Raw genomic sequence first — 22,149 nt, 5'->3', positions numbered from 1 at the left:
GCGGCCCGCAGCTGCATCACAACAATAGCGCAGATCCAACAAACAATGCTCGGGCCTGTCCCGAGCATCTAAGCACGTCTCAATGCGACAGGCGTGTTGGATGAAAAGCCTTTTTGAATACAGTCCATTACGAAACGCCAACGCCGCTCGTGCGGAACTGTGGTTAGTTCCTCGGGACAGGCCCAAGGATGACGTCCGTAGAAGGGATAGGTCTATCAAAGCGTATCCAAGCTTGTATTTTGTGCGCCTCTCGGATGCATTTGCATAAAATGAAGGCAAATTCTTTATAAAGATATTTTTTATGCAAAAATCCACTGATGCCGCTTGTCTGAAGCGACATAGTGTGTTTCCATAAGTCTCAAGAATTCGGTGCCCAATGGAGGGTGCCAGGCAACGCCGCCAACGCATTCGAGCCAGAAATGGCCCGAGGACCGTTAGGCGGTTTTTTTCGTTTTTCCGACATTCCCGATCCATCTGGAGGACGCCATGCGCCATTTCCTTTGCTCTGCCACCATGCTCTGTTCGCTGACATTCGCGGCGACGGCCACCCATGCCGAAATGCTGTTTCCCGAAAAGGACGAACTGACCATCGGCTTCATCAAGCTGACCGATATGGCGCCGCTGGCGATTGCCAAGGAGATGCACTTCTTCGAGGACGAAGGGCTTTACGTCACGCTGGAGGCGCAAGCGAACTGGAAGGTGCTGCTCGACCGGGTGATCACCGGGGAGCTCGACGGCGCGCATATGCTGGCCGGCCAGCCGCTGGCGGCGACCATCGGCTATGGCACCAAGGCGGATATCGTCACGCCGTTCTCGATGGATCTCAACGGCAACGCGATCACGGTCTCGAATGCGGTCTGGGACCGGATGAAGGAAAATATTCCTGCAGGTCCCGATGGCAAGCCGGAACATCCGATCAAGGCCGATGCGCTGAAGCCGGTGGTCGAGGCCTACCGGGCCGAGGGCAAGCCGTTCAAGATGGGCATGGTCTTCCCGGTCTCCACCCATAATTACGAGCTGCGCTACTGGCTTGCTGCCGGCGGCATCAATCCCGGCTATTATTCGCCGAGCGATGTCTCCGGCCAGATCCAGGCCGATGCGCTGCTTTCCGTCACCCCGCCGCCGCAGATGCCGGCGACGATGGAGGCCGGCACGATCGAGGGCTATTGCGTCGGAGAGCCGTGGAACCAGGCGGCGGTGTTCAAGGGCATCGGCGTGCCAGTGGTCACGGACTACGATATCTGGAAAAACAACCCGGAAAAGGTCTTCGGTCTGACCGAGGAATTCACGGAAAAATATCCGCAGACAACGCTGGGACTGACCAAGGCCCTGATCCGCGCGGCCATGTGGCTGGACGAAAACGACAATGCCAACCGCGAAGAGGCGGTCGAAATCCTGTCGCGGCCGGAATATGTCGGCGCCGACGCCGAGGTGATCGCCAATTCGATGACCGGCACGTTCGAATATGAGAAAGGCGACAAGCGCCCGGCCGCAGACTTCAACGTCTTCTTCCGCCACTATGCCACCTATCCCTATTATTCCGATGCCGTCTGGTACCTGACCCAGATGCGCCGCTGGGGCCAGATCGCCGAGCCGAAGGCCGATGGCTGGTATGCCGATGTCGCAAGCGAGGTCTACCGCCCCGACATCTACCTGGAAGCCGCCCGCCAGCTGATCGAGGAGGGCCATGCCACGGAAGCCGACTTCCCCTTCGACACCGACGGCTACAAGCCCGCCACCAGCGAATTTATCGACGGCGTGACCTATGACGGGCGTCATCCGAACGCCTATCTCGACAGCTTCCCGATCGGCCTGAAGGGCGATGAGGTGATCGACGGCAACAAGATCGCCGGCCGCTGAGCGCGATTGACACCGGCACGGACAAGGAAGGCTCAGACGTTATGACCATTGCCACAGACATGATGGACCCCGAAATCGCCGCCCGCCGCGAGCGGCGCATCGCCCGGATCAACCGGGCGGGCAAGGTGCTCGCCCCCTTCGGCCTCGGCTTCGTCGTGCCGCTTCTGAAGCTTGCCGCCGGCGACACGCCGTCGGAGCAATGGGCGGATCTGAAGCAGATGCTGCTGGTGCCGCTTGTCGGTATCCTCGCCTTCCTCGCCGCCTGGGCGTTTCTGGCGCCGAAGGTGCAGACCTCGCTGGGCGCGATCCCCGGCCCGGCGGCGGTATTCCACCAGGCCGAGGTGCTGATGGACGATCATTTCGCCGAGCGGCAGAAGGCCGAAGAATTTTACGCCCGCCAGGACGAGCGCAACCAGATGCTGATTGCCGAGGGCTATGCCGACCGCGTCAAGGTTCGCCCCTATACCGGAAAGCCGACCTATTTCGACCAGATCTGGACCTCGCTGATGACGGTTGCGCTCGGCTTCTTCATTGGCACGGCGATCGCCGTCCCTGTCGGCATCGCCTGCGGGTTGTCGAAAACCTTCGAGGGGGCGATCAATCCGCTGATCCAATTGTTCAAGCCGGTCTCGCCGCTCGCCTGGCTGCCGATCGTGACGATGGTAGTGGCAGCCCTTTACCAGAACCCGAGCGACCTCCTGCCGAAATCCATGGTGATTTCCGCCGTCACGGTGACGCTCTGTTCCATCTGGCCGACGATCATCAACACGGCGCTCGGCGTCGCCTCGATCGATCGCGATCTCGTCAATGTCGGCAAGGTGCTGCAACTGTCCACCTGGACGACGATCCGCAAGCTGGTGCTGCCATCCTCATTGCCGCTGATCTTCACCGGCATGCGGTTGTCCCTCGGTGTGGGCTGGATGGTGCTGATCGCCGCGGAAATGCTGGCGCAGAACCCCGGCCTCGGCAAATTCGTCTGGGACGAGTTCCAGAACGGTTCTTCAGACTCGCTCGCCCGCATCATGGTCGCGGTGATTACCATCGGCCTGATCGGCTTCTTCCTCGACCGGGTGATGTTCGCGCTGCAGACCGCCTTCACCTATTCGGCGAACCGGTAAGGAGAGCATGATGAAACCCATTCTCCAGCTGAACAATGTCGAAAAGGGCTTTGGCAAAGGCGTCAGGCGCAACCCGGTGCTCTCCGATATCTCGCTCGATGTGCAGGAAGGCGAGTTTATCGCGATCCTCGGCTTTTCCGGCGCGGGCAAGACGACGCTGATGTCGATGCTCGCCGGTCTCGAAAAGCCGGACGGCGGCGAAATCCTGTTTCGCGGCGAAAAGGTCGAAGGCCCGTCGCCAAAGCGCGGTATCGTGTTCCAGAACTATGCGCTGATGCCCTGGCTTTCGGTGGAGGCCAATGTGCGGCTTGCCGTCGACGCCGTGCATCAGGAAAAACCGGCAAAGGAGCGGGCCGCGCTCGTCGACTGGTATGTGGCGATGGTTGGCCTGAAACATGCCCGCGACCGCAAGCCGTCGGAACTGTCCGGCGGCATGCGCCAGCGCGTCTCGGTCGCCCGCGCGCTTGCCATGCAGCCGGACCTGCTGCTGCTCGACGAGCCGCTGTCGGCGCTCGATGCGCTGACCCGCGCCAAGCTTCAGGACGAGCTTGCCGATATCTCGCAGAAAGAGAAGAAGACCATCATCCTCGTCACCAATGATGTCGACGAGGCCATTCTTCTGGCAGACCGGATCGTGCCGCTCACCCCCGGTCCCAACGCCACTTTCGGCCCGTCCTTCGATGTGAATATCGCCCGGCCGCGCGAGCGTGCGGCGATGAACTCCGACCCCGATTTCATCCGCCTGCGCGCGTCGATCACCGAATATCTGATGGATGTCGGCCTCAGCGCCAAACCGGAAACGAGCCGTGTCGAAGCGCTTCCCAATGTCGTCCCGATTTCGATCAAGTCGACCTCGAAGCCGCTGCCGGCCGCCTATCGCGAAAAGGCGCAATCGCCCATCGAGAGCGGCTATGTCGAATTTTCTAGCGTCACCAAGATCTATCCGACGCCCAAGGGCCCGCTCACCGTCGTCGACGGCTTCGACCTGAAGATGAAGAAGGGCGAGTTCATTTCCGTGATCGGCCACTCCGGCTGCGGAAAATCCACGGTGCTCTCCATGGCGGCGGGGCTGAACCCGATCAATGCCGGCGGCATCATTCTCGATGGCCGCGAGATTTCCGGCGCCGGGCCGGACCGCGCCGTGGTGTTTCAGGCCCCCTCGCTGATGCCATGGCTGACGGCGCGCGAGAATGTCGCCCTCGGCGTTGACCGGGTCTATCCGAAGGCAAGCCCGGCCGAGCGCCGCGATATCGTCGAATATTATCTCGAGCGCGTCGGCCTTGGCGATGCCATGCACCGGGCGGCAGCCGACATGTCGAACGGCATGAAGCAGCGCGTTGGCATCGCCCGCGCCTTCGCGCTGTCGCCGAAACTGCTGCTGCTCGACGAGCCCTTCGGCATGCTCGACAGCCTGACGCGCTGGGAGCTGCAGGAGGTGCTGATGGAAGTGTGGTCGCGCACCAAGGTCACCGCCATCTGCGTCACCCACGACGTCGACGAGGCCATTCTCCTGGCCGACCGGGTGGTGATGATGTCGAACGGGCCCAATGCCCGCATCGGCAACATCATGGAGGTCGACCTGCCGCGTCCGCGCTCGCGAAAGGCGCTGCTCGATCATCCGGATTACTACGCCTACCGCGAGGAATTGCTGGAGTTTCTCGAAGCCTATGAGGGCGGTGCGGAGCCGGCCGAAGACCAACTCGCCGCCATCAGGCAGAAGCGCGACCAGCGCATCAGCCGGCAGACCTGCAACAAACGCGTCGCAGCGGAGTAGATATCATGGCCCAGAAACTCGTCATCATCGGAAACGGCATGGCCCCCGGCCGCATGCTCGAAGACCTGTTCGAGCGCGCGCCCGGTCTCTATGACGTCACCATCTTCAACGCCGAGCCGCGGGTGAATTACGACCGCATCATGCTGTCGCCCGTGCTTTCGGGCGAGAAGACCTATGAAGACATCATCATCCATGGCGATGATTGGTATGAGGCGAACGGCGTGACGCTGCATCGCGGCGCGAAGGTCGCGAAGATCGACCGCGAGGCGAAGACCGTCACCGCCGAAAACGGCATCACAGCGGCCTATGACCGGCTGGTGATCGCGACCGGCTCCGCGCCCTTCATCATCCCGGTGCCGGGGCATGATCTGCCCGGCGTGCTCGCCTATCGCGACCTCGATGATGTCGAGAAGATGCTGAAGATTGCCGCGGGGCAGGGCCATGCGGTTGTCATCGGCGGTGGGCTTCTTGGGCTTGAGGCGGCCTACGGGCTGAAGCAGCGCGGCATGAGCGTCACCGTGCTGCACCTGATGGACACGATCATGGAGCGGCAGCTCGACCCGGCAGCGGCCTATCTGCTGGAAAAGGCGCTCGACGATCGCGGCATCGAGATCATCACCAAGGCCAACACCAAGCAAATCCTTGGAGAGGGCAGGGTCGAGGGCGTCGAACTGGAGGACGGCCGCATCATCTCCGCCGACATGGTGGTGATGGCGGTCGGCATCCGTCCGGCGGCAGGGCTTGCCAAGGATGCTGGACTGGAAACCAATCGCGGCATCGTCGTCGATGACGGCATGGCGACCTCCGATCCTTCGATCTTCGCGCTCGGCGAATGCGCCGAGCATCGCGGCACCTGCTACGGTCTGGTCGCGCCGCTTTATGAGAGTGCGGGCGTGCTTGCCGACAGGCTTGCCGGCGGTGCGGCCGAATACAAGGGCTCGCATGTCAACACCAAGCTGAAGGTCACCGGCATCAAGCTGTTTTCCGCCGGCGATTTCGCCGAGGGGCCGGACCGTGAGGAGGTGGTGCTGCGCGATGCCACGCGCGGTGTCTACAAGCGCGTGATCCTGCAGGATAACCGCGTGATCGGCGCCGTGCTTTATGGCGATACCGCCGATGGCGCCTGGTATTTCGACATGCTGAAGCGCGGGATGGACGTTTCCGAAATGCGCGAGACGCTGATCTACGGCCAGGCCTATCAGGGCGGTGCTGCTGCCGATCCGGCTGCCGCTGTCGCGGCGCTTCCCGATGACGCGGAAATCTGCGGCTGCAACGGCATCTGCAAGGGCAAGATCGTCGCCGCGATCAAGGACAAGGGCCTGACCTCGCTCGATGATGTCCGCGCCCACACGAAGGCCTCGGCGTCCTGCGGCACCTGCACCGGGCTCGTCGAACAGCTGATGGCGCTGACGCTGGGTGATGCCTATAACCCCGCCGCCGTGCAACCGGTTTGCGGCTGCACCGATCTCGGCCATGACGATGTCCGCCGCCTGATCCGCGCCAAGGGGCTGAAGACCATTCCCGCCGTGATGCAGGAGCTTGAATGGAAAACCTCCTGCGGCTGCGCCAAATGCCGGCCAGCGCTGAACTACTACCTCGTCTGCGACTGGCCCGGCGAATATGCCGATGACTATCAGTCGCGCTTCATCAACGAGCGCGTCCACGCCAATATCCAGAAGGACGGCACCTATTCGGTGGTGCCGCGCATGTGGGGCGGGGTTACCTCGTCGAAGGAGCTGCGTGCGATTGCCGATGTCGTCGACAAATACGAGATCCCGACCGTCAAATGCACCGGCGGCCAGCGCATCGACATGCTGGGCGTGAAGAAGGAGGACCTGCCGGCGGTCTGGGCCGATCTCGGCAAGGCGGGCTTCGTTTCCGGCCAGGCCTATGCCAAGGGCCTGCGCACGGTGAAGACCTGCGTCGGCAGCGATTGGTGCCGCTTCGGCACGCAGGATTCGACCGGGCTTGGTGTTCGCCTTGAAAAATTCATGTGGGGCTCGTGGACGCCGGCCAAGCTGAAGCTCGCCGTCTCCGGCTGCCCGCGCAACTGCGCGGAGGCAACCTGCAAGGATATCGGCGTGATCTGCGTCGATTCCGGCTTCGAAATCCATTTCGCGGGTGCGGCCGGGCTCGAAATCCGGGGCACTGAGGTGCTCGGCATGGTGAAGACCGAGAACGAGGCGCTGGAGCATATCGTGGCGCTCACCCAGATGTACCGCGAACAGGCGCGCTATCTGGAGCGCATCTACAAATGGGCAAAACGCATCGGCTATGACGAGGTCCGTGCCCAGATCATGGACGATGCCGAAAAGCGCAAGGCCTATTTTGACCGCTTCGTCGAGAGCCAGAAATATGCCCAGGTCGATCCGTGGTCGGAACGCGTCTCCGGCAAGGACAAGCATGAGTTCAAGCCGATGGCCGTGGTCGGCCATCCCGAGCCGGCGGAGTGAGGAGCCCATCATGAGCAGTGATTTCATCGCCATCGGTCATATCGACGACATCCCGCAACGCGGCGCGCGCTGCGTCAACACAGGTTTCGGGCGGATTGCGGTGTTCCGCACCGCGGAGGACGAGGTCTTCGCCATCGACGACCGCTGCCCGCACAAGGGCGGACCGTTGTCCGAGGGCATGGTGCATGGCAGGGCCGTGACCTGCCCATTGCATAACATGGTGATCTCGCTGGAAAGCGGCACGGCGCAAGGCGCGGATGAGGGCGAGGTGCAGACCTATCCTGTTCGCGTTGAAGACGGCCGCCTCTCGATCGCGCTTGCGGCCCTGCCGATGGCGGCGGAATAGGGAGGCGGACCCATGGCCACCGGACGCGCAAAAACACCCGCCCGCATGGAGGACCTCGCCGTCCTGCCGCTGTTCTTCCGGCTGAAGGGCAAGGCGGTTCTGGTCGCCGGCGGCAGCGATGCCGCCGCCTGGAAGGCAGAGCTTATGGCCGCCGCCGGGGCGGATGTTACGGTCTTTCTGGGCCGCGAGGCCGCCGACGAGGTGCTGCTTGCGCTCGAAGCCGATGGCCGGGTGCGGCTTTCCGGCGCGCACTGGTCGACCGCCGACTGGACGGGGTTTGAACTGGCGCTGGGCGATTGCGAGAACGATGCGGAGGCGCAGGCCTTCCGGACAAGGGCGAAGGCGGAAGGCGTACCGGTCAATGTCATCGACAAACCGGATTATTGCGATTTCCAGTTCGGTTCGATCGTCAACCGCTCGCCGGTTGTCGTCGGCATCTCCACGGACGGTGCCGCGCCGATCCTGGGACAGGCGATCCGGCGGCGGATCGAAACGCTGCTGCCGAAGGCGCTTGCCGAATGGGCGGGGCTTGCCGCCTCCCTGCGCGATGCCATCGGCCAGAAGCTGAAACCGGGCGGCCCGCGCCGGGCCTTCTGGGAGCATTTCGTTGATCTGAGTTTTTCTGGTACTTCCGGCCCTGATGATAGTGCAGCCGACCGTCTTCTGGCGCGTGCGACGAAGATCGCGGCATCGCCGCAAACCGGCAGCGTCACGCTCGTCGGCGCGGGGCCGGGCGATCCGGAACTCCTGACGCTGAAGGCCATGCGGGCGCTGCAATCGGCCGACGTCATCCTGTTCGACGACCTGATTTCGCCGGAAATCCTCGAACTTGCGCGGCGCGAGGCGAAGCGCATGCTGGTGGGAAAACGCGGCGGGCGGACAAGCTGCCGGCAGGAGGATATCAACCGGATGATGCTCGATCTGGCGCGGGTCGGAAAGCGCGTCGTGCGGCTGAAATCGGGCGATCCTTCGGTGTTCGGGCGGTCCGGCGAGGAAATTGCGGCTCTTCGCGATGCGGGCATTCCGGTCTCTGTCATCCCCGGCATTACCGCTGCAAGCGCGCTCGCCGCCGGAACCACCACCTCGCTCACCCATCGCGATTGCGCCCAGTCGGTCCGCTTCGTCACCGGGCACTCGAAAAAGGGCGCGTTGCCGGAGGATATCGACTGGCGCGCCATCGCCGACCCGACGACCACGACAATGTTCTATATGGGCGGCCGCACCGCGGGCGAAATCAGTGCGCGGCTGATCGCGGAAGGCTTGCCGCCCGAAACCCCGGTCCTGATCGCCTCCAATATCAGTCGTGCGGATGAGAGGCGCTGGCACGGCACGCTCGCAAGCCTTGGCCGGGGCATGGCGGAGATCGGCCACGACAACCCGGTCCTGTTCGGCATTGGCAAGGTCTTCGCGCGCTGCAATCTTGGCCGAGGCGGCCAGTATGATGAAGGCCGTCACTCAAACCGATCGGCTATGCATGCTCCCCAAACGCAGTTGATTGGTTTGGGTGGCTGATCGCAGATTTTGATGGTGGAAATTTCTCGTGTGGATGGCGGGAAGCACTTTGGATCATACTCTACAGCGTAGCGCCACGACGACAGAGGCAGTCCGTCAAGCAATGCGGCGTCAACCCGCATATCCGAGACCCGAACCTCGCAAGCAGACCTGAAAACCGGGCCGAAGGAGCGGACCACGGGGTCCGCCTCGGCAGGCATTGCCCTTGGTCCGGCTGGTCAGATGATCAGGTCGATCAGGAACGGGCCGGCCTGATTGAAGCTTTGGCGCATCAGGTCCGCGCATTGCTCCAGCGTCGTCGCGCGGGCGGCCTCGACCCCCATGCCGTTGGCCAATTTCACCCAGTCCAGATCCGGTCTGGACAAATCCAGCATGCCCATTGCGGTCGGGCCCGGTTCGGCGCCGACATTCTCGTATTCGCCGATGAGGATATTGTATCTGCGATTGTTGAGCAGGATCGTGGTGCAGGGCAGTTGTTCGCGCGCCTGTGTCCACAAGGATTGCAGGGAATACATCGCCGAGCCATCCGCCTGCAGGTTGATCACCCGCCGTTCGCCCCTGGATGCCACCGCGGCGCCGGTCGCAACCGGAAGGCCGTCGCCAATCGCCCCACCGCCGAGATTGAGCCAGTCATGCGCGGGGGCGGCATAGGTGAAATGCTCGAGATATCCGCCGAACGAAATGCTCTCGTTCGATATGATGGCGCCCTCCGGCATCAGGGCGGCCAGGGTTTGCGCCAGCCCCTCCGGCGTTGGCGCGCCTGTGCCGGCGGCGGGCAGGGGGCCAGGGTCCGGAATGGCCGTTTCCGGTGCACCGATCTCGTCCACGAGCGCCTGAAGCGCTGCCTCGGAATCCTGATCCGGTCGGGACAGGACATGAAGCTGGGCATCCGGCCGATACAAGGCCGACGGCCGGTTGGGATAGGCAAAGAAGCCGACGGGCGGGTCGGCGTTCACCAGAATGATATGCTCGTATTTTTCGAGCGCCGCCACCGCGGCATCGACGACATAAGGAACGCGGGGCAGGGGAACGCGCCCGCGCCCGCGTTGCAAATGTCCGTTGGTGTAGCTGCCCATAAGGTCGGCGCCGGTCGCCTTGGCCACGCGCCAGGCAAGGTGCTGGGAAGGCGCAAGCGTCGCCTGATCGGCAATCAGGATCAGGACGTTCTTTTGCGAGCGCAGGATGCGGCTCGCCGTCGTGACGGCATGCGGGTCGATCGGCGGTGGCGGCGGCACGGAAAGCGGTTCTGCAACCACGCCGCCCGTGTTCCATGATGAATCCGCGGGAAGGATCAGCGTTGCGATCTGGCCGGACGCGGCGCTTGACGCTTGCACGGCAGCGGCTGCATCGCGCCCGACATCCCGGGCATTCGAGCAGGTGCGGACCCAATGGGAAACGGTGCGCGCCATGCCCTCGGTATCGGCGGTCAGGGGAGCATCCAGCGGCCGGTGATAGGTGGCCTGATCGCCGACGATGTTGACGATGCCGGCGCGCGCGCGGCGCGCATTGTGCAGATTGGCCATTCCATTGGCCAGGCCCGGGCCGCAATGAAGCAGGGTGCAGGCCGGTTTGCCGGCGATCCGGTAGTAGCCGTCCGCCATCCCGGTTACGACATTTTCCTGAAGGCCGAGCACACAATGCATGCCCGGAATGCGATCCAACGCGCCAACGAAGTGCATTTCGCTGGTCCCCGGATTGGCAAAACAGGTATCGACACCCGATTTCAAGAGCGTGCGGACGAGACTCTCGGCTCCATTCATTTCAGCTTGCATGGACATTTGCTCTCCTCCTATCCCTCAGAATGACGCCTGACGCAGATTTAAAACCAGAAACAAAGTGGCGGACACGTTCCCATCCGCGCGCTGCCGGAGGTCCAATGCCATCTCACGCTGGCCACGCGCCTGCCGGTGAAACCTGTCGCCGCGCAAGCGATAAACATTCAACATCATCATCGGAAGCGTTCCTTTTCGGAAATATCGCCATAAGACTGCGGCGCGGAAAAGGCGATATGAGGATACCTTTCCCGCGAACCGAGTGTAGCAGATTGTCTTTCTGCATGGATGTACTGATGCCGGTTCCGCCAGGCGAGCGCTCCTCCATCTGCCCGCCTATCGGTATCGTTGTCAGGTGGGCGCGTCTTTGCCGTCGCACCGGCGGACACATTGCGAACAAAAGAGAGGGGTAGTGAAGAGTATATGCAACCGTAACGGGAGGCGGCGCGTCGTGGACCCACCGGCTGGCGGCAAGATCTTCTAGGGCACAAACAAGCGCGAGAACGGATCGCGATTGCCTTTGCTTCTCCGGCAACTCGGGCCGGCAGGTCGGCAGAGGCTAGAATGGGAATGGACACTTTTTCGGAGCAAGGATGGTCGACAGTGATGACTGACACTTTCCACTTTGACGCCTATCGCAGGCCAGACGGCTCGATCGGGCTGAGAAATGACCTGCTGATCCTTTCGATATCTGGGCTGACAGTCCCTATTGCACAGCGGATCGGCGGCATTTTGAAACAGGCCAAGGTTATCACGACCGCCTATACGGGCGGCATCATAGCCGAGGATGCCAGCTTGAGGCTGCGCATGCTGGAAGGATTTGCGCTGCATCCGAATGTCGGCGCCGTGCTCGTGGTCAGCTGCAATTTTCCGGAAGGCCGGAGTTTTCGCGACAGGATTGCCGCGTCGGGCCGCCCGGTCGAAATGCTGGTTCTCGATGACTTCGGTCATGACAGCCTGCGCCTGACCGATGCCGCCGTCAGATCCGGCGCCCGTCTACTCAAGCAATTGTCGGCTGCGCGCCGCAGTCCGGCCGATCTGTCGGAACTGTGCATCGGCGTTGAGTGCGGGCGATCCGACACGACATCGGGGATTGCGTCCAACCCCCTGGTTGGCCATGTCGCCGACGCCATCGCAAACACCGGCGGCAGGGTCATTGCCGGTGAGACGATGGAATGGTTCGGGGCCGAGCACCTTCTGGAAAAGCGCGCCAAAACGCCTGAAGTCATGCAGGCGCTGCGCGATGCGATCAACCGGCGGATAGATCGGGCCGAGGCGGCCGGGATTGACCTGATCGGCACAAATCCGGGTCCGGTCAATATAGCGATGGGCCTTTCGACACTTGAGGAAAAATCGCTCGGCGCCGTCAGGAAATCGGGTTCGGTGCCGATACAGGGCCTGCTACAACAGGGCGAGCCACCCAAGGGGGCTGGCGTCTGGCTGATGGATCAACCCTATTACAGCCCTGAGTCCCTGTCCGGTTTCGTCGCGGCGGGCGCCCACATGATCCTGTTCACCACAGGTCCGGGAAACAATTTCGTCAGCCTGCTGGCGCCGACCATCAAACTGTCGGCCAATGCCGATACCTGCGCCAATCTGACCGAGCAGATCGATTTCGACGCCAGCGCCATTCTGACGGGCGCGCTTGGTTTCGCCGAGGCGACGCAAATGCTGCTGGCGCACATGGTTGACGTCGCTTCGGGAACGCTCACCTACGGCGAGATTCTGTCCGAGGGGGCTGAGACCATCAGCAGATGCGGAGAGTCGCTATGACGGAAAACGCGACGCAATATTCGGGCTTGATGCTCCACAGTGATGACCACGTGGCTCTGGCGCTCATGCCGCTTGAGCCGGGGGACATGGCGCTGATCACGTCGCCGGACGGCGAGCGCCGCGTGGAGATCAGGGAGGTCATACCACGCTATCACAAGTTCACGGTCGAACCGCTTGCCGACAAGACGCTTGTGATCAAGGGGGGAGAGGTGATCGGCATGACCACGAAAAATGTCCCCGCGGGGAGCCATCTGCACATCAGCAACCTGAAAAGTGCACGCTATGGCGTGAATTGAGTTTTGACACCACGTAGGAGGAGAAGCGGTAATGGAGGATATATTCGAGGGCCGCGAACCATCTCGCAAGGTAACAGCGCCCGCCGTCCGCTCTCCCGCGCATTGCCACCAAGGTCGCCGAGCTGCTTGCAAGAGATGTTGCCGATATTCTGCGCGACGTGCGCGCCAGAGACATCGAACGCTGAATCCACGATGCATTGCGGTGAAGCGCGCCGGCTTGACTATCTGGAGATCGTCGCAACACGCCTTTCACGCCGGTTTCCAGCCGCGTTCCGACAAGGGCTGATCCGGCGCCTCGATGGTGATGAAGCTGGCGAGTTCGGGACCGAAGGTCGGCAGCGCCATCGGGCAGCGCACGCCGGGCAGGACGCGCACGTCGAAGAGTTCCTTGATGCCGCCTTCGAGACGCAGCCATTCGACGATATCGCCATTGGCCGTGTTGACGATCTGCAGCCCGCACCAGGCCTCGGCCTTGCGGCGCTCGAGCTCGTCCTGAAGGTTGAGCCCGGAAAACACGCCCTCGCGCCGCGCCAGCGAAAGCCCGACCAGGGCATGGCCGTCATGGAAGGACAGGCCGCGCAGAAAGCCGGGGCAGAAGGCAACGCGCTCGCGGGATCTGCTTTGAAGGTCGAGCCGGGTGAGATAGCCATTGCCGGAATCAAGAAACCACAGCGCACCGTCATGCAGGCGCGGGGAATGCGGCATCGACAGACCTTCGGCGATAATCTCGTCCGTCTCGATATCCACGACCACGCCGCCATCGCGGCGATGCTCGCGCCAGCCGTCGACGATGTCCGATGTCGAGACGGAGGTGACGAAGCGCGGAATGCCGTTCTCCATCGCAAGGCCGTTCAGGTGGCAGCGATCCTCCGGCGCCAGCCGGGAGATGAAGGGCGGGCGCCAGACCGGCTTGAACGAATGGGCGACGCTGTCGGTTGCCAGACACGAATATTTGGTGTTGACGAAAAGCAGCCGGCCGGCGGCGTCGATACCCAGTTCATGGACATCGAGGTCCGATACGGTCTGTCCGCGCCGCGGCACATAGAGCTTGTCGAAATGTTCGTTGGCGCGCTCATTGGGCGCCAGCACGTTTTCAAAGCGCCAGATCTGGGCAAGGCCAGCCAGAAGCAGGCGCTGGGCGTCGCCGATCAGCCCCATGGCCCGCACGAAATTGCGCTGGTGAAGCGACAGCGACCCGTTGGGCAGCGTGCCGACGAGAAACAGCTGACCGGTCTGGTAGGAGGTAAAGGCGAGCGCGCAGTTGTGCATGGCAAGCCACTGCGGAAAGCCGCGCGAACAGGTAACATTGGTCTGCAGCACTGCGGGATCCACCCGCGCCTCAGGTGCATCCGCGCGGTCCGGCACGGGCGGCGCGGCGATGCCGTCGGCGGCACTTTGGTTTTCGGGCGGATCGGCAGGCATGCGGCATTCCTGTGCGTTGGTAGGCTTGGGGAGAGCGGCAACAGCTTTTGCCGCTCTCCAGCGCTTTCGGCAGGCCGTGGCCTGCTGCTTGATCAGAACCGGTAGCCGAACCGCACGGAGCCGACATGCGACTGATAGTCGTCGGCAAACGAGCCGTCATACTGGAACTTCAGCTCCATGCCCTGGCGTTGCGCGAGGTCGAGCCCGATCGAGACATGGCCCACCGTATCGGCGATCGGCGTGAAGGTCGAGAAGCTGTCCATTGAGGAGAGGCCGGCAAACCGCGCCGTCGTCTCCCATTCATCCGATGTCAGGAAGGTCACGCCGAGATCGCCGTAAAGCCGTGCCGGCCAGTTCTCCTTGAACGGAATCCGTGCTCCAAACTCGATGCCCGGGGTCACGCCGAACGCGGTGTCGGAATTGCCGTCGACCATCAGGTTCAACGCGCCCGCGCCGGTTTCGGTATAGCCGAACTGGTGCATGTTGATGACGTCGAAATCCACCTTCGGGCGCATATAGTACTCATCGCCCAGGGCTATTTCATAGGACGCGCGGAACCGGGCGAAGAACATCGCCGAATCCGGTTCGCCCCGCGCCGTGGCCGAGAGCGTGTCGAGGTTGATGTAGCGCTTGGAATCGCCCCAGTTGTAACCCGCGCCGCCGACAAGGCCGAAGAGCCACGGGCCCATTTCCCGCTTCAGCGCGACCGCGCCGGTGAAGGATTGCTGATCCATCTTCTCCGAACCGCTGTCGTTGCGGAACCAACTGTTCTCATAGGTGAGCCCCGAGCCGAGGAACCAGCCATCGCTGAGCTCCGTCTGGCCGCCGATCTGCAGCCCGCCTACCGATTGCGTATAGCCGGAAGCATCGCCATGGGCGTCCTGCGTCGTCTCGCCGCCAAGCACGCGGCTCCACACGCATGAGCCCTCGTCCATCATCACCCCGGTGGTCTCGAAGGCCGGGCAGGACAGCACGCTATTGGCCGCCGCGATCGCCGCAGATGGCGAATCCGCCAGCGGCGCCGCCGCCGTCTGCGAGGCGAGTTCCAGCAGCATGTCGGAGAAGGTGTCCGGCTCGGACTGATGGAACGCGCCGAAGGCCTGGCCGAGCGAAATCTCGTCTTCGGCAAACTTCACTTCCGTTGCGCTGTCGTCGGCAATCTTGTCCCAGGCCTGTTGCATGGCCTTGGAGACTTCGCCGGCATTCTTGCCGAGCGAGACGCCATTACCGGTGAAATACGCATTATCGACCGAGAAACCGTACCAGCCCTCTGCCGATTTGGTAACATCGGTGAAATCGAACACCAGCGAGGAAAGAGCGGTGAGCGTCGAGCTGTCGCTGCCCTCGACCGTCAGAAACTCGCTGCGCGTGTGCGGCAGCAGGGCGTTGGCGTTGATGTCGACGCCCCAGGTCCCGGCGAAATCGCCGGCAATCGTCAGCCGGTCGGCGGTGCCGTGCTCCATGTCGACATCGAGATTGGTGAACAGCCCGCCCTTGCTGGCGCTTTCCGTGCGCCAGTCGATCCGGTCGCTGCGCTTGAAATAGCTGAACGGCGAGAACGCGGTCGAAAGGCCGAGATCGGCGACATCATAGGCGCTGCCCGCCGAACCCACGCCGGCCAGATCGCCGGTAAAGGTCGTGGCAATCGTGTTCCATGCCCCGCCCGGATCAATGCTGCCGGCGTTGAGCACGCTGTCGACGTCCGCGATCGCGCCGGTCACGAACGTGCCCGTACCCTGATTGAGGAGAAGGCTGGTGCCGCCGAGCGCCGCCATCTGCACCGCGCCATTGGCCGCGGAAGACGATGATGTATCGAAGGCGTGGTGCACGACATTGCCTGTCAGCGTGCCGTAGTTGTTATGCGTGATGCTGGTCCGCTTGGCGGCCGACGCATAGACCGCGCCGCCCTGATAGGCTCCGTTCACGGCGGAGGCCGTGGAGCCCGTCAGCGATCCGCCCTTGTCGAGCGTCAGCGTCATGGTCTCGCCGGTGGTCTGGGCCCACACGCCCCATGCGGTCGGGTCCGTCACGGCAACCGAACCGCCGATCGTTACGGCAAGCGATCCGGATTGCGCATTGCCGTCAGCCTCGCCGTTCTTGGTGTTGTTGAAGCGGCCAAGCGTGCCGGCATAGGTCTTGCCGTTCTTCGTGAAGATGCCGCCCGAACCGCCGATGGCCTGCGCCACGATGCCGTGGGCATATTTGCCGCTGGTCTTGACCGATGCGCCGGAGGCGATGGTGACGCCAACGGTGCCGGCGCTGTCGGCATTGCCGTTGTCTGTGTAGTAGAAGTTCGAGCCGCTCGAGAGGCTGTCGTAATAGCCGTAGGAGGCGTTGAGCTTCTGTGCCAGATCGGCCGCCACGCCGCCGCCGCCTGTAATCGTCTGCGCCAGTATCCCGAAAGCGCCATCACCGGAGGTGACGATGGACGCACCTTCCTCAAGGTCGACCGTCACCGCATCGGCGCTGTTGGGCGCCTGTTTCTGGACGAAGGAGATCTCGTCGAGCACGGTTTCAGCCGCCGTCATGAAACCGCCGCCGCCGCTGATCGACTGACCGACGATGCCGACCGAGCGCGTGCCGTAAGTGGTTATCGCGCCGCTGTGGGTGATCGCCGCCTTGCCGCCATGGGCCGTGCCGGGATTGCTGCCGGAGCCCATGGTCACGCTCAAGATCTTCGATATGCTGTCGTCATTGACCGCGCTGTCGGTGCCCAGTGCCGCGCCGAAGAGACCGCCGCCGCCACCGATCGACTGGGCAATGATGCCCTGCGCGGCATCGCCCTTGGTGACGATTTTGGTGTCGGAAAGGGTCTTGACGGTTACCGTGCCCGCCGTCCCGGCATTGCCGTCCGCCTTGCCGCCGAGGCCGATCTTGACCTTGGAAACGGCAAGACCGGAGGAAAAGCCGATGCCGCCGCCGCCCGCGATCGACTGGGCGACGATGCCGTGGGAGGCAAAACCGCCGGTATAGATGCTGCCGGCATAGACCGAGACAGCGCCGCCATCGCCGCCGCTGCCGCCTTGCGAACCGATGGTGAGCGTGGCGCAGCTATCCTTGTCGTCGGAGCTGGAATCGTCGCTGCTCGAACTGCTGGAGCCGCCGGACGTGTCGCAACTGCTGGAGGTGTCGCTGTCATCGGAATCATCGCTGCCCGAGGAGATCGCCACCGCGCCGCCGCCGCCGCCGATCGACTGCGCCACAATGCCGGCCGACATCGTGCCATAGGTGTGGATCGTGCCGGTGCCGACGACCGTGCCCGAACTGTCCTTGCCGATGGTGATCGCCCCTCCGGCTCCACCCGCGCCGCCGGTCGAGCCGACAGTTACGCCGAATGTAAGGGTCTTGTCGTCGCTGTCGTCGTCATCATCGTCATCGTCCTCATCCGATGATGACACCATGGCGAGCGACGTTTCCGTCGCTTCGGCATCATCGCCGCCATCGTCATCATCGTTGTCGTCGTCCTCGTCTTCCTTGATGGAAAGCGAGCTCTTGCCGGAACCGGCCGCGCCGCCGCCGCCCCCGATCGATTGGGCCAGTATCGCATCCGACCAGTCGCCCTTGGTGGTGATCGCGCCTTCGCTCGAAATGCTCACCGCGCCGCCATCGCCGCCCGCCGAACCCTGTGCGCCGAGACCGATGGTGATGTCCCAGTCCGCGTCGCCGCTGCCGCCGCCCCCGGAGGAGGAGCCACCGCCGCCGCCGATCGACTGGGCGAAGATGCCGCGCGACACATGGCCGCCGGTGTAGATCGAAGCGCCGGCGTCATCCATGTGCACGTCGACGCTGCCGCCATCGGTGCCCGCGCCGCCATAGGCGCCGAGCCCGATATTCAACGCGGCCGTCTTGATGCCATCCGCCGCCTTGGTCGAGCCGGAGCCGGTTCCGGCATTACCGCCGCCGCCGCCGATCGAATGCGCCAGAATGCCGTCGGCATAGCCGCCCGTGGTGCTGATCGCGCCGTAATGGCTGACGCTGACGGTGCCGCCGACGCCGCCAACGCCGCCATAGCCGCCGACATAGGAATTGACCGAGACGGCAAAATCCGTGCCCGCGTCGACTTTCTCTTCGTCTTCCGCCAGCCAGGAGGTGATCGATTTGGCCACGGAACTGGCGGTCGCATCGCCGCCATTGCCGCCGCCGCCGCCGATGGACTGGACCACGAGGCCGGCCGCGCCATCGCCGGATGTCTGAATTCTGGAGGTCTTGTAGACATGCGCCTCGGCCGTGCCGCCATCGCCGCCCGCGCCGCCGATCCCGCCATGGGCGATCGAAACGGAAAACGAGATCGTGTTGCCGTCCTCGTCGAACGGCACGCCGGCGGCAATCGCCTTGGAGGAGGCCTGGCCGCCCGAACCGCCGCCGCCGCCGATCGACTGGACGACGATCCCCTGTGCATCCGTGCCGCTGGTGGCAACAACGCCGTTGGTATAGACCTTCGCGTCGCCCCCGCTGCCGCCGTAAGCGCCGGAGCCACCATGGGCAATCGAGATGTCGATGCCGAAACCGGCGCTGGTCGATTTGCCATTGCCGCCGATCCCGCCGCCGCCGCCGATCGACTGCACCAGAATGCCGGTGCCGTGGTCGCCCTTGGTCGAAAGCGCGCTGTAATCGCTGGCGCCCTTCGTGCCCGAGCCGAATTGGGTGACCTTTGCCTGGCCACCCGCACCGCCGGCGCCGCCCGAACCGCCGGTCGCGCTGGAAAAGAACAATCCCCAGGCGGTTGCCTGACCGCCCGCGCCGCCGCCGCCGCCGATCGACTGGGCAACCATGCCCATGGCATAGTCGCCGCCAAGGGTGATCGATGTCGAAGATTCTGTGACGAGATCGACGGTTCCGCCCGCGCCGCCGGGCCCGCCGGCGCCGCCGACGGTGTGGAATAGGCCCTTCTTGTTCCGGCCCTGGCCGCCGCCGCCGCCGATCGATTGCGCGACGATGCCGTGCGCCTCCGAGCCCACCGTGGTCAGATTGCCGTAATTGTGAACGGTGACCGCCCCGCCATTGCTGCCGCTGCCGGATGACGAACCCGTTCCCGCGCCGATCGCCCCCGTGGCGCCGGTGCCGGTATTGACGCCGCCGCCGCCGCCGATTGATTGCGCGAGGATCGCGATCCCGCCGCCAAGCGCCGTCTGGTCGGAACTGCTGGCCGAAGTCTTCGCGCCGGCATAGCCGCCATAGGTGGAAATATTGCCCTTGTTCGTGACGGTGACCTGACCAGGGGCCGAGCCGGCGGTCTGTCCGCCAATCGTCTGGCCGCCGCCCGGATCGGAAACCGCCGAGCCGGTGGCGTAGCTCGTGGTCGATATCGTTCCGGTGGACTGCAAAAGGCCGCCGCCGCCGCCGATCGATTGGGCGACGATGCCGTGCGAATCGATGCCGTAAACGGTGATGTTGCCCGAATTGGTCACCGTCACGTCGCTGCTGGTTGACCCGCTGGCGCTGGTGTCTCCCCAGGTCAGCGCGCCGGTGCCGGCATTGGTGTAGATCCCGTCGCCATCGGCAGCCGAGGCCGACTGCGCGATGATGCCGTGCGAATGATCGCCGGACGTGACGATGGAAAAATCGCTGGAGACCGTGACCGCGCCCGCCGGCGCCCCCATCCCCTTGGTCTGCTTGAACGTCGATGTGCCGCCGCCGCCCAGCGACTGGGCGATAATGCCGCTCGCGTTGCTGCCGCCGGTCGAGATCGTGCCGCCGCCTGAAACGGTCACGTGAACCGCCGAGCCATATCCGCCTGGCCGCTCATTGTCGTCCTTGTCCGTCTCGTAGGACGTGCCGCCCTGGCTGAGCGCGAAAATCCCCGGCGACTGTGAGCCGCTGGTCTTGATGGTTGTCGTTGACGCGCCATAGACATAGACGTTCGACTGGACCGCGGAACCGCCGAACATCGCCTGCTTGCCGCCTTCGGCAAGGCCGTTGCCGCCGCGCGCGATCGCCGCGATCGCGGCACCCGTCTCGCGTGTCAGCTGAACCGTGTGGTTGTTGAGCCAGAGATTGACCGCGCCCGCGGACTGCGTGCTGATCGTTCCGGCCATCGGTTTGGAGGAGGTGCCAACCTGCACCTTGGCTGCCGTATAGGCCTGGCGATTCTGCCAGTTGGTTGCGCTCAGGTCGAAGCTGTTTCCGCCATTGCCGCCTTGCACGCCATCGCCGAAACTGTTGACGTTGTAAGGCGTATTGCCGCCATAGGATGCAGCGAGGATCGCCGGTCCGCTGGCGGTGGCGGAGACCGAGGCCCCGGCATAAACATATACGGAATCGCCGTCCCCCGATCCGGAGAAGTCGCTGTCGCTGCTGTAAGTCGAGGGTCCACCGATGCTTAGCGCGGCAATTCCGAAACGGGAACCGGAGACAGTGCCGTAGGATTTGACGGTAACGGCGAAACCGCTGCCGGCATATTGTTTTCCGATATCGTCGGCATGCTTGTTGGTGCCGCCCTGCGAGAGCGCGAAGATGCCGCCGCCGACCGTGCTCGACACATCGCCGGAGCTTATGATCGTCACCGCGCCGCCATTGCCGGCGCCGGTCTTCATGTTGTCGTCGGAGCCGCTCCAGTTGAGCGCGCCGAGCGAGACCGCGCCGAGCGCATTATACTGCGTATCCGAGACGCGAAGGTCGCTGAGCGTTATGCTTCCGCCCGGGGCGAACAGCAATTGCGTGCCGCCGGCCTCGGTGACCGTGATATCGGCATTGTTGGTGACGCTGACGCCAAATCCCGACCAGGCCCAGTTGGAATGGACGTTGTAGGTCTGGCCGCGATAGGTGTCACTGCCGCCATCACCGACATTGTAGAGCGCCATATAGGGGCCGCCATAGGCATATTGCGGGCCTGTCAGGGTTCCGGAGCCTATGGTGCAACTGATCGTCTGGCCCGCGACATCAGTGTTTCGCTGCTGGAACTGGTCTACATCGATATTTGACGCCGTCTCCGTCGTCACCGAAGAGGGATTGCAGCTCACCGCCGCATAAGCGCGGGTGTACCCGCGCGAATAGAGCGGCAGCGGAACGCCGGCAAGCGTTCCGGCAATGGCGGTGGACTGGAACAGGATCGACGAGGCGATCCATTTCATCCGTTTCCGGTCTGCGGGACGCTCCGCCGCTTTCCGAGTGTCAGACCTGTTCATGCGTATTGTCCCCCCAGGCCGCCACTTTTAGCGGTACTTCATATGACAATACGTGTTTTACCCGGTTTGATCAGGAAATTTTCCGCCAAGGCCGCCGGACGCAGGACTTTTTTTGGTATTTTTGGCCAAACTCCGGGCTGAATCGCGGATCCCAAGCGACGGATTCCGCTCGCGAATTCAATTGGCGAATCAGTCTGCGACGCGGCCGAAGGTCTCGAAGAATGCCTTGGAAGCGCCGTCGGGCGCCTTGCCGACGCCCCAGCGCATCAGCGTCGAGGCGTCCTCGGAAAAGCACCAGTACTGGCCGATGATCACGTCGCCGTCGAGCTGTTCCAGCACCTGGAATTCGAGGGTGCCGAGCTGGCGGATGCGCACTTCGTTGTAGCGGGCATTGCCCGTAATCGGCGCGGGCTTGTCGTCGAGCGTCGCATCGAACTTGTTGATGTAGAGCTTGTCGGGATTGGTGTCGTTGACGCCCTCATAGGCGAGGAAATTCTCCGCGAAGCGCATGGTTAGCGTCAGGCGGAAGCCGGTGGGAAACAGGCCGTTGCTCCAGTAGCTCTGCGGATGTTGCGACCGGTAGATTCCGCTCAGGCGCGTATTGTCGAAGCGTTTCGGTTCGATGGCGGGGAGACCCTGGCCCGTGGCGAGAGCGTCGATCAGCATGGTGGTCACTTTCATTCTGTTGTCGGAAGGGAA

13 protein-coding genes are annotated in these 22,149 nt (G+C 63.4%); 8 read left to right on the top strand and 5 right to left on the bottom strand.

The annotated features are described in order from the left end of the window. The first annotated feature begins 486 nt into the window (after positions 1 to 486). From V6766_RS22620 to cysG, 6 genes are read left to right on the top strand one after another with little or no spacing between them, the layout of a single operon-like run. The gene (locus V6766_RS22620) at positions 487 to 1,860 is read left to right on the top strand and encodes a CmpA/NrtA family ABC transporter substrate-binding protein (protein ID WP_448470440.1); all 1,374 of its coding nucleotides are present in this window, start codon (positions 487 to 489) and stop codon (positions 1,858 to 1,860) included. Positions 1,861 to 1,901: 41 nt separating this feature from the next. Beyond that, entirely contained in the window at positions 1,902 to 2,978 is a 1,077-nt protein-coding gene (locus tag V6766_RS22615; RefSeq protein ID WP_448470438.1) for an ABC transporter permease, read from the top strand. A 7-nt stretch (positions 2,979 to 2,985) separates the two neighbouring features. Further along, positions 2,986 to 4,752: an ABC transporter ATP-binding protein gene (locus tag V6766_RS22610; RefSeq protein ID WP_448470436.1), complete on the top strand. Its 1,767-nt coding sequence runs from the start codon at positions 2,986 to 2,988 to the stop codon at positions 4,750 to 4,752. 5 nt (positions 4,753 to 4,757) lie between these two features. Then, positions 4,758 to 7,205, top strand: a complete 2,448-nt coding sequence (nirB, locus tag V6766_RS22605; RefSeq protein WP_448470434.1) for a nitrite reductase large subunit NirB — start codon at positions 4,758 to 4,760, stop codon at positions 7,203 to 7,205. Positions 7,206 to 7,215: 10 nt separating this feature from the next. Further along, on the top strand, positions 7,216 to 7,551 hold the full coding sequence (gene nirD / locus V6766_RS22600; RefSeq protein WP_448470432.1) for a nitrite reductase small subunit NirD: 336 nt from the start codon (positions 7,216 to 7,218) through the stop codon (positions 7,549 to 7,551). 12 nt (positions 7,552 to 7,563) lie between these two features. After that, positions 7,564 to 9,063, top strand: coding sequence for a siroheme synthase CysG (gene cysG / locus V6766_RS22595; RefSeq protein ID WP_448470430.1), 1,500 nt, complete (start codon positions 7,564 to 7,566; stop codon positions 9,061 to 9,063). A gap of 218 nt (positions 9,064 to 9,281) precedes the next feature. On the opposite strand, the gene V6766_RS22590 is transcribed toward cysG, so the two are convergent. Both V6766_RS22590 and V6766_RS22585 read right to left on the bottom strand, forming a co-directional pair. Then, positions 9,282 to 10,823: an acetolactate synthase large subunit gene (locus tag V6766_RS22590; RefSeq protein ID WP_448470442.1), complete on the bottom strand. Its 1,542-nt coding sequence runs from the start codon at positions 10,821 to 10,823 to the stop codon at positions 9,282 to 9,284. A 36-nt stretch (positions 10,824 to 10,859) separates the two neighbouring features. Continuing rightward, complete coding sequence (locus tag V6766_RS22585; RefSeq protein ID WP_448470428.1) at positions 10,860 to 11,015, bottom strand: hypothetical protein; 156 nt, start codon at positions 11,013 to 11,015, stop codon at positions 10,860 to 10,862. A gap of 426 nt (positions 11,016 to 11,441) precedes the next feature. Here V6766_RS22585 and V6766_RS22580 point away from each other — a divergent pair, with 426 nt between their 5' ends. Both V6766_RS22580 and V6766_RS22575 read left to right on the top strand, forming a co-directional pair. Continuing rightward, complete coding sequence (locus V6766_RS22580; RefSeq protein WP_448470426.1) at positions 11,442 to 12,608, top strand: UxaA family hydrolase; 1,167 nt, start codon at positions 11,442 to 11,444, stop codon at positions 12,606 to 12,608. Next, positions 12,605 to 12,904, top strand: coding sequence for a UxaA family hydrolase (locus V6766_RS22575; protein WP_448470424.1), 300 nt, complete (start codon positions 12,605 to 12,607; stop codon positions 12,902 to 12,904). The genes V6766_RS22580 and V6766_RS22575 overlap by 4 nt, the downstream gene beginning before the upstream one ends. 249 nt (positions 12,905 to 13,153) lie before the next feature. Here the strand turns inward: V6766_RS22575 and V6766_RS22570 are convergent, their stop codons facing one another. The 3 genes from V6766_RS22570 to V6766_RS22560 all read right to left on the bottom strand — a co-directional run bounded on the left by V6766_RS22570 (position 13,154) and on the right by V6766_RS22560 (position 22,131). Continuing rightward, positions 13,154 to 14,326, bottom strand: a complete 1,173-nt coding sequence (locus V6766_RS22570) for a TIGR03032 family protein (RefSeq protein ID WP_448470422.1) — start codon at positions 14,324 to 14,326, stop codon at positions 13,154 to 13,156. Positions 14,327 to 14,418: 92 nt separating this feature from the next. Next, the gene (locus V6766_RS22565) at positions 14,419 to 21,396 is read right to left on the bottom strand and encodes an autotransporter outer membrane beta-barrel domain-containing protein (RefSeq protein ID WP_448470420.1); all 6,978 of its coding nucleotides are present in this window, start codon (positions 21,394 to 21,396) and stop codon (positions 14,419 to 14,421) included. Positions 21,397 to 21,639: 243 nt separating this feature from the next. Beyond that, positions 21,640 to 22,131, bottom strand: a complete 492-nt coding sequence (locus tag V6766_RS22560) for a hypothetical protein (protein WP_448470418.1) — start codon at positions 22,129 to 22,131, stop codon at positions 21,640 to 21,642. Positions 22,132 to 22,149 lie beyond the last annotated feature (18 nt).

The organism is Martelella sp. AMO21009 (genome assembly GCF_053484295.1).
Note: the sequence above shows the minus strand (reverse complement) of the source record. Positions and strands in the feature narration are given on the sequence as shown.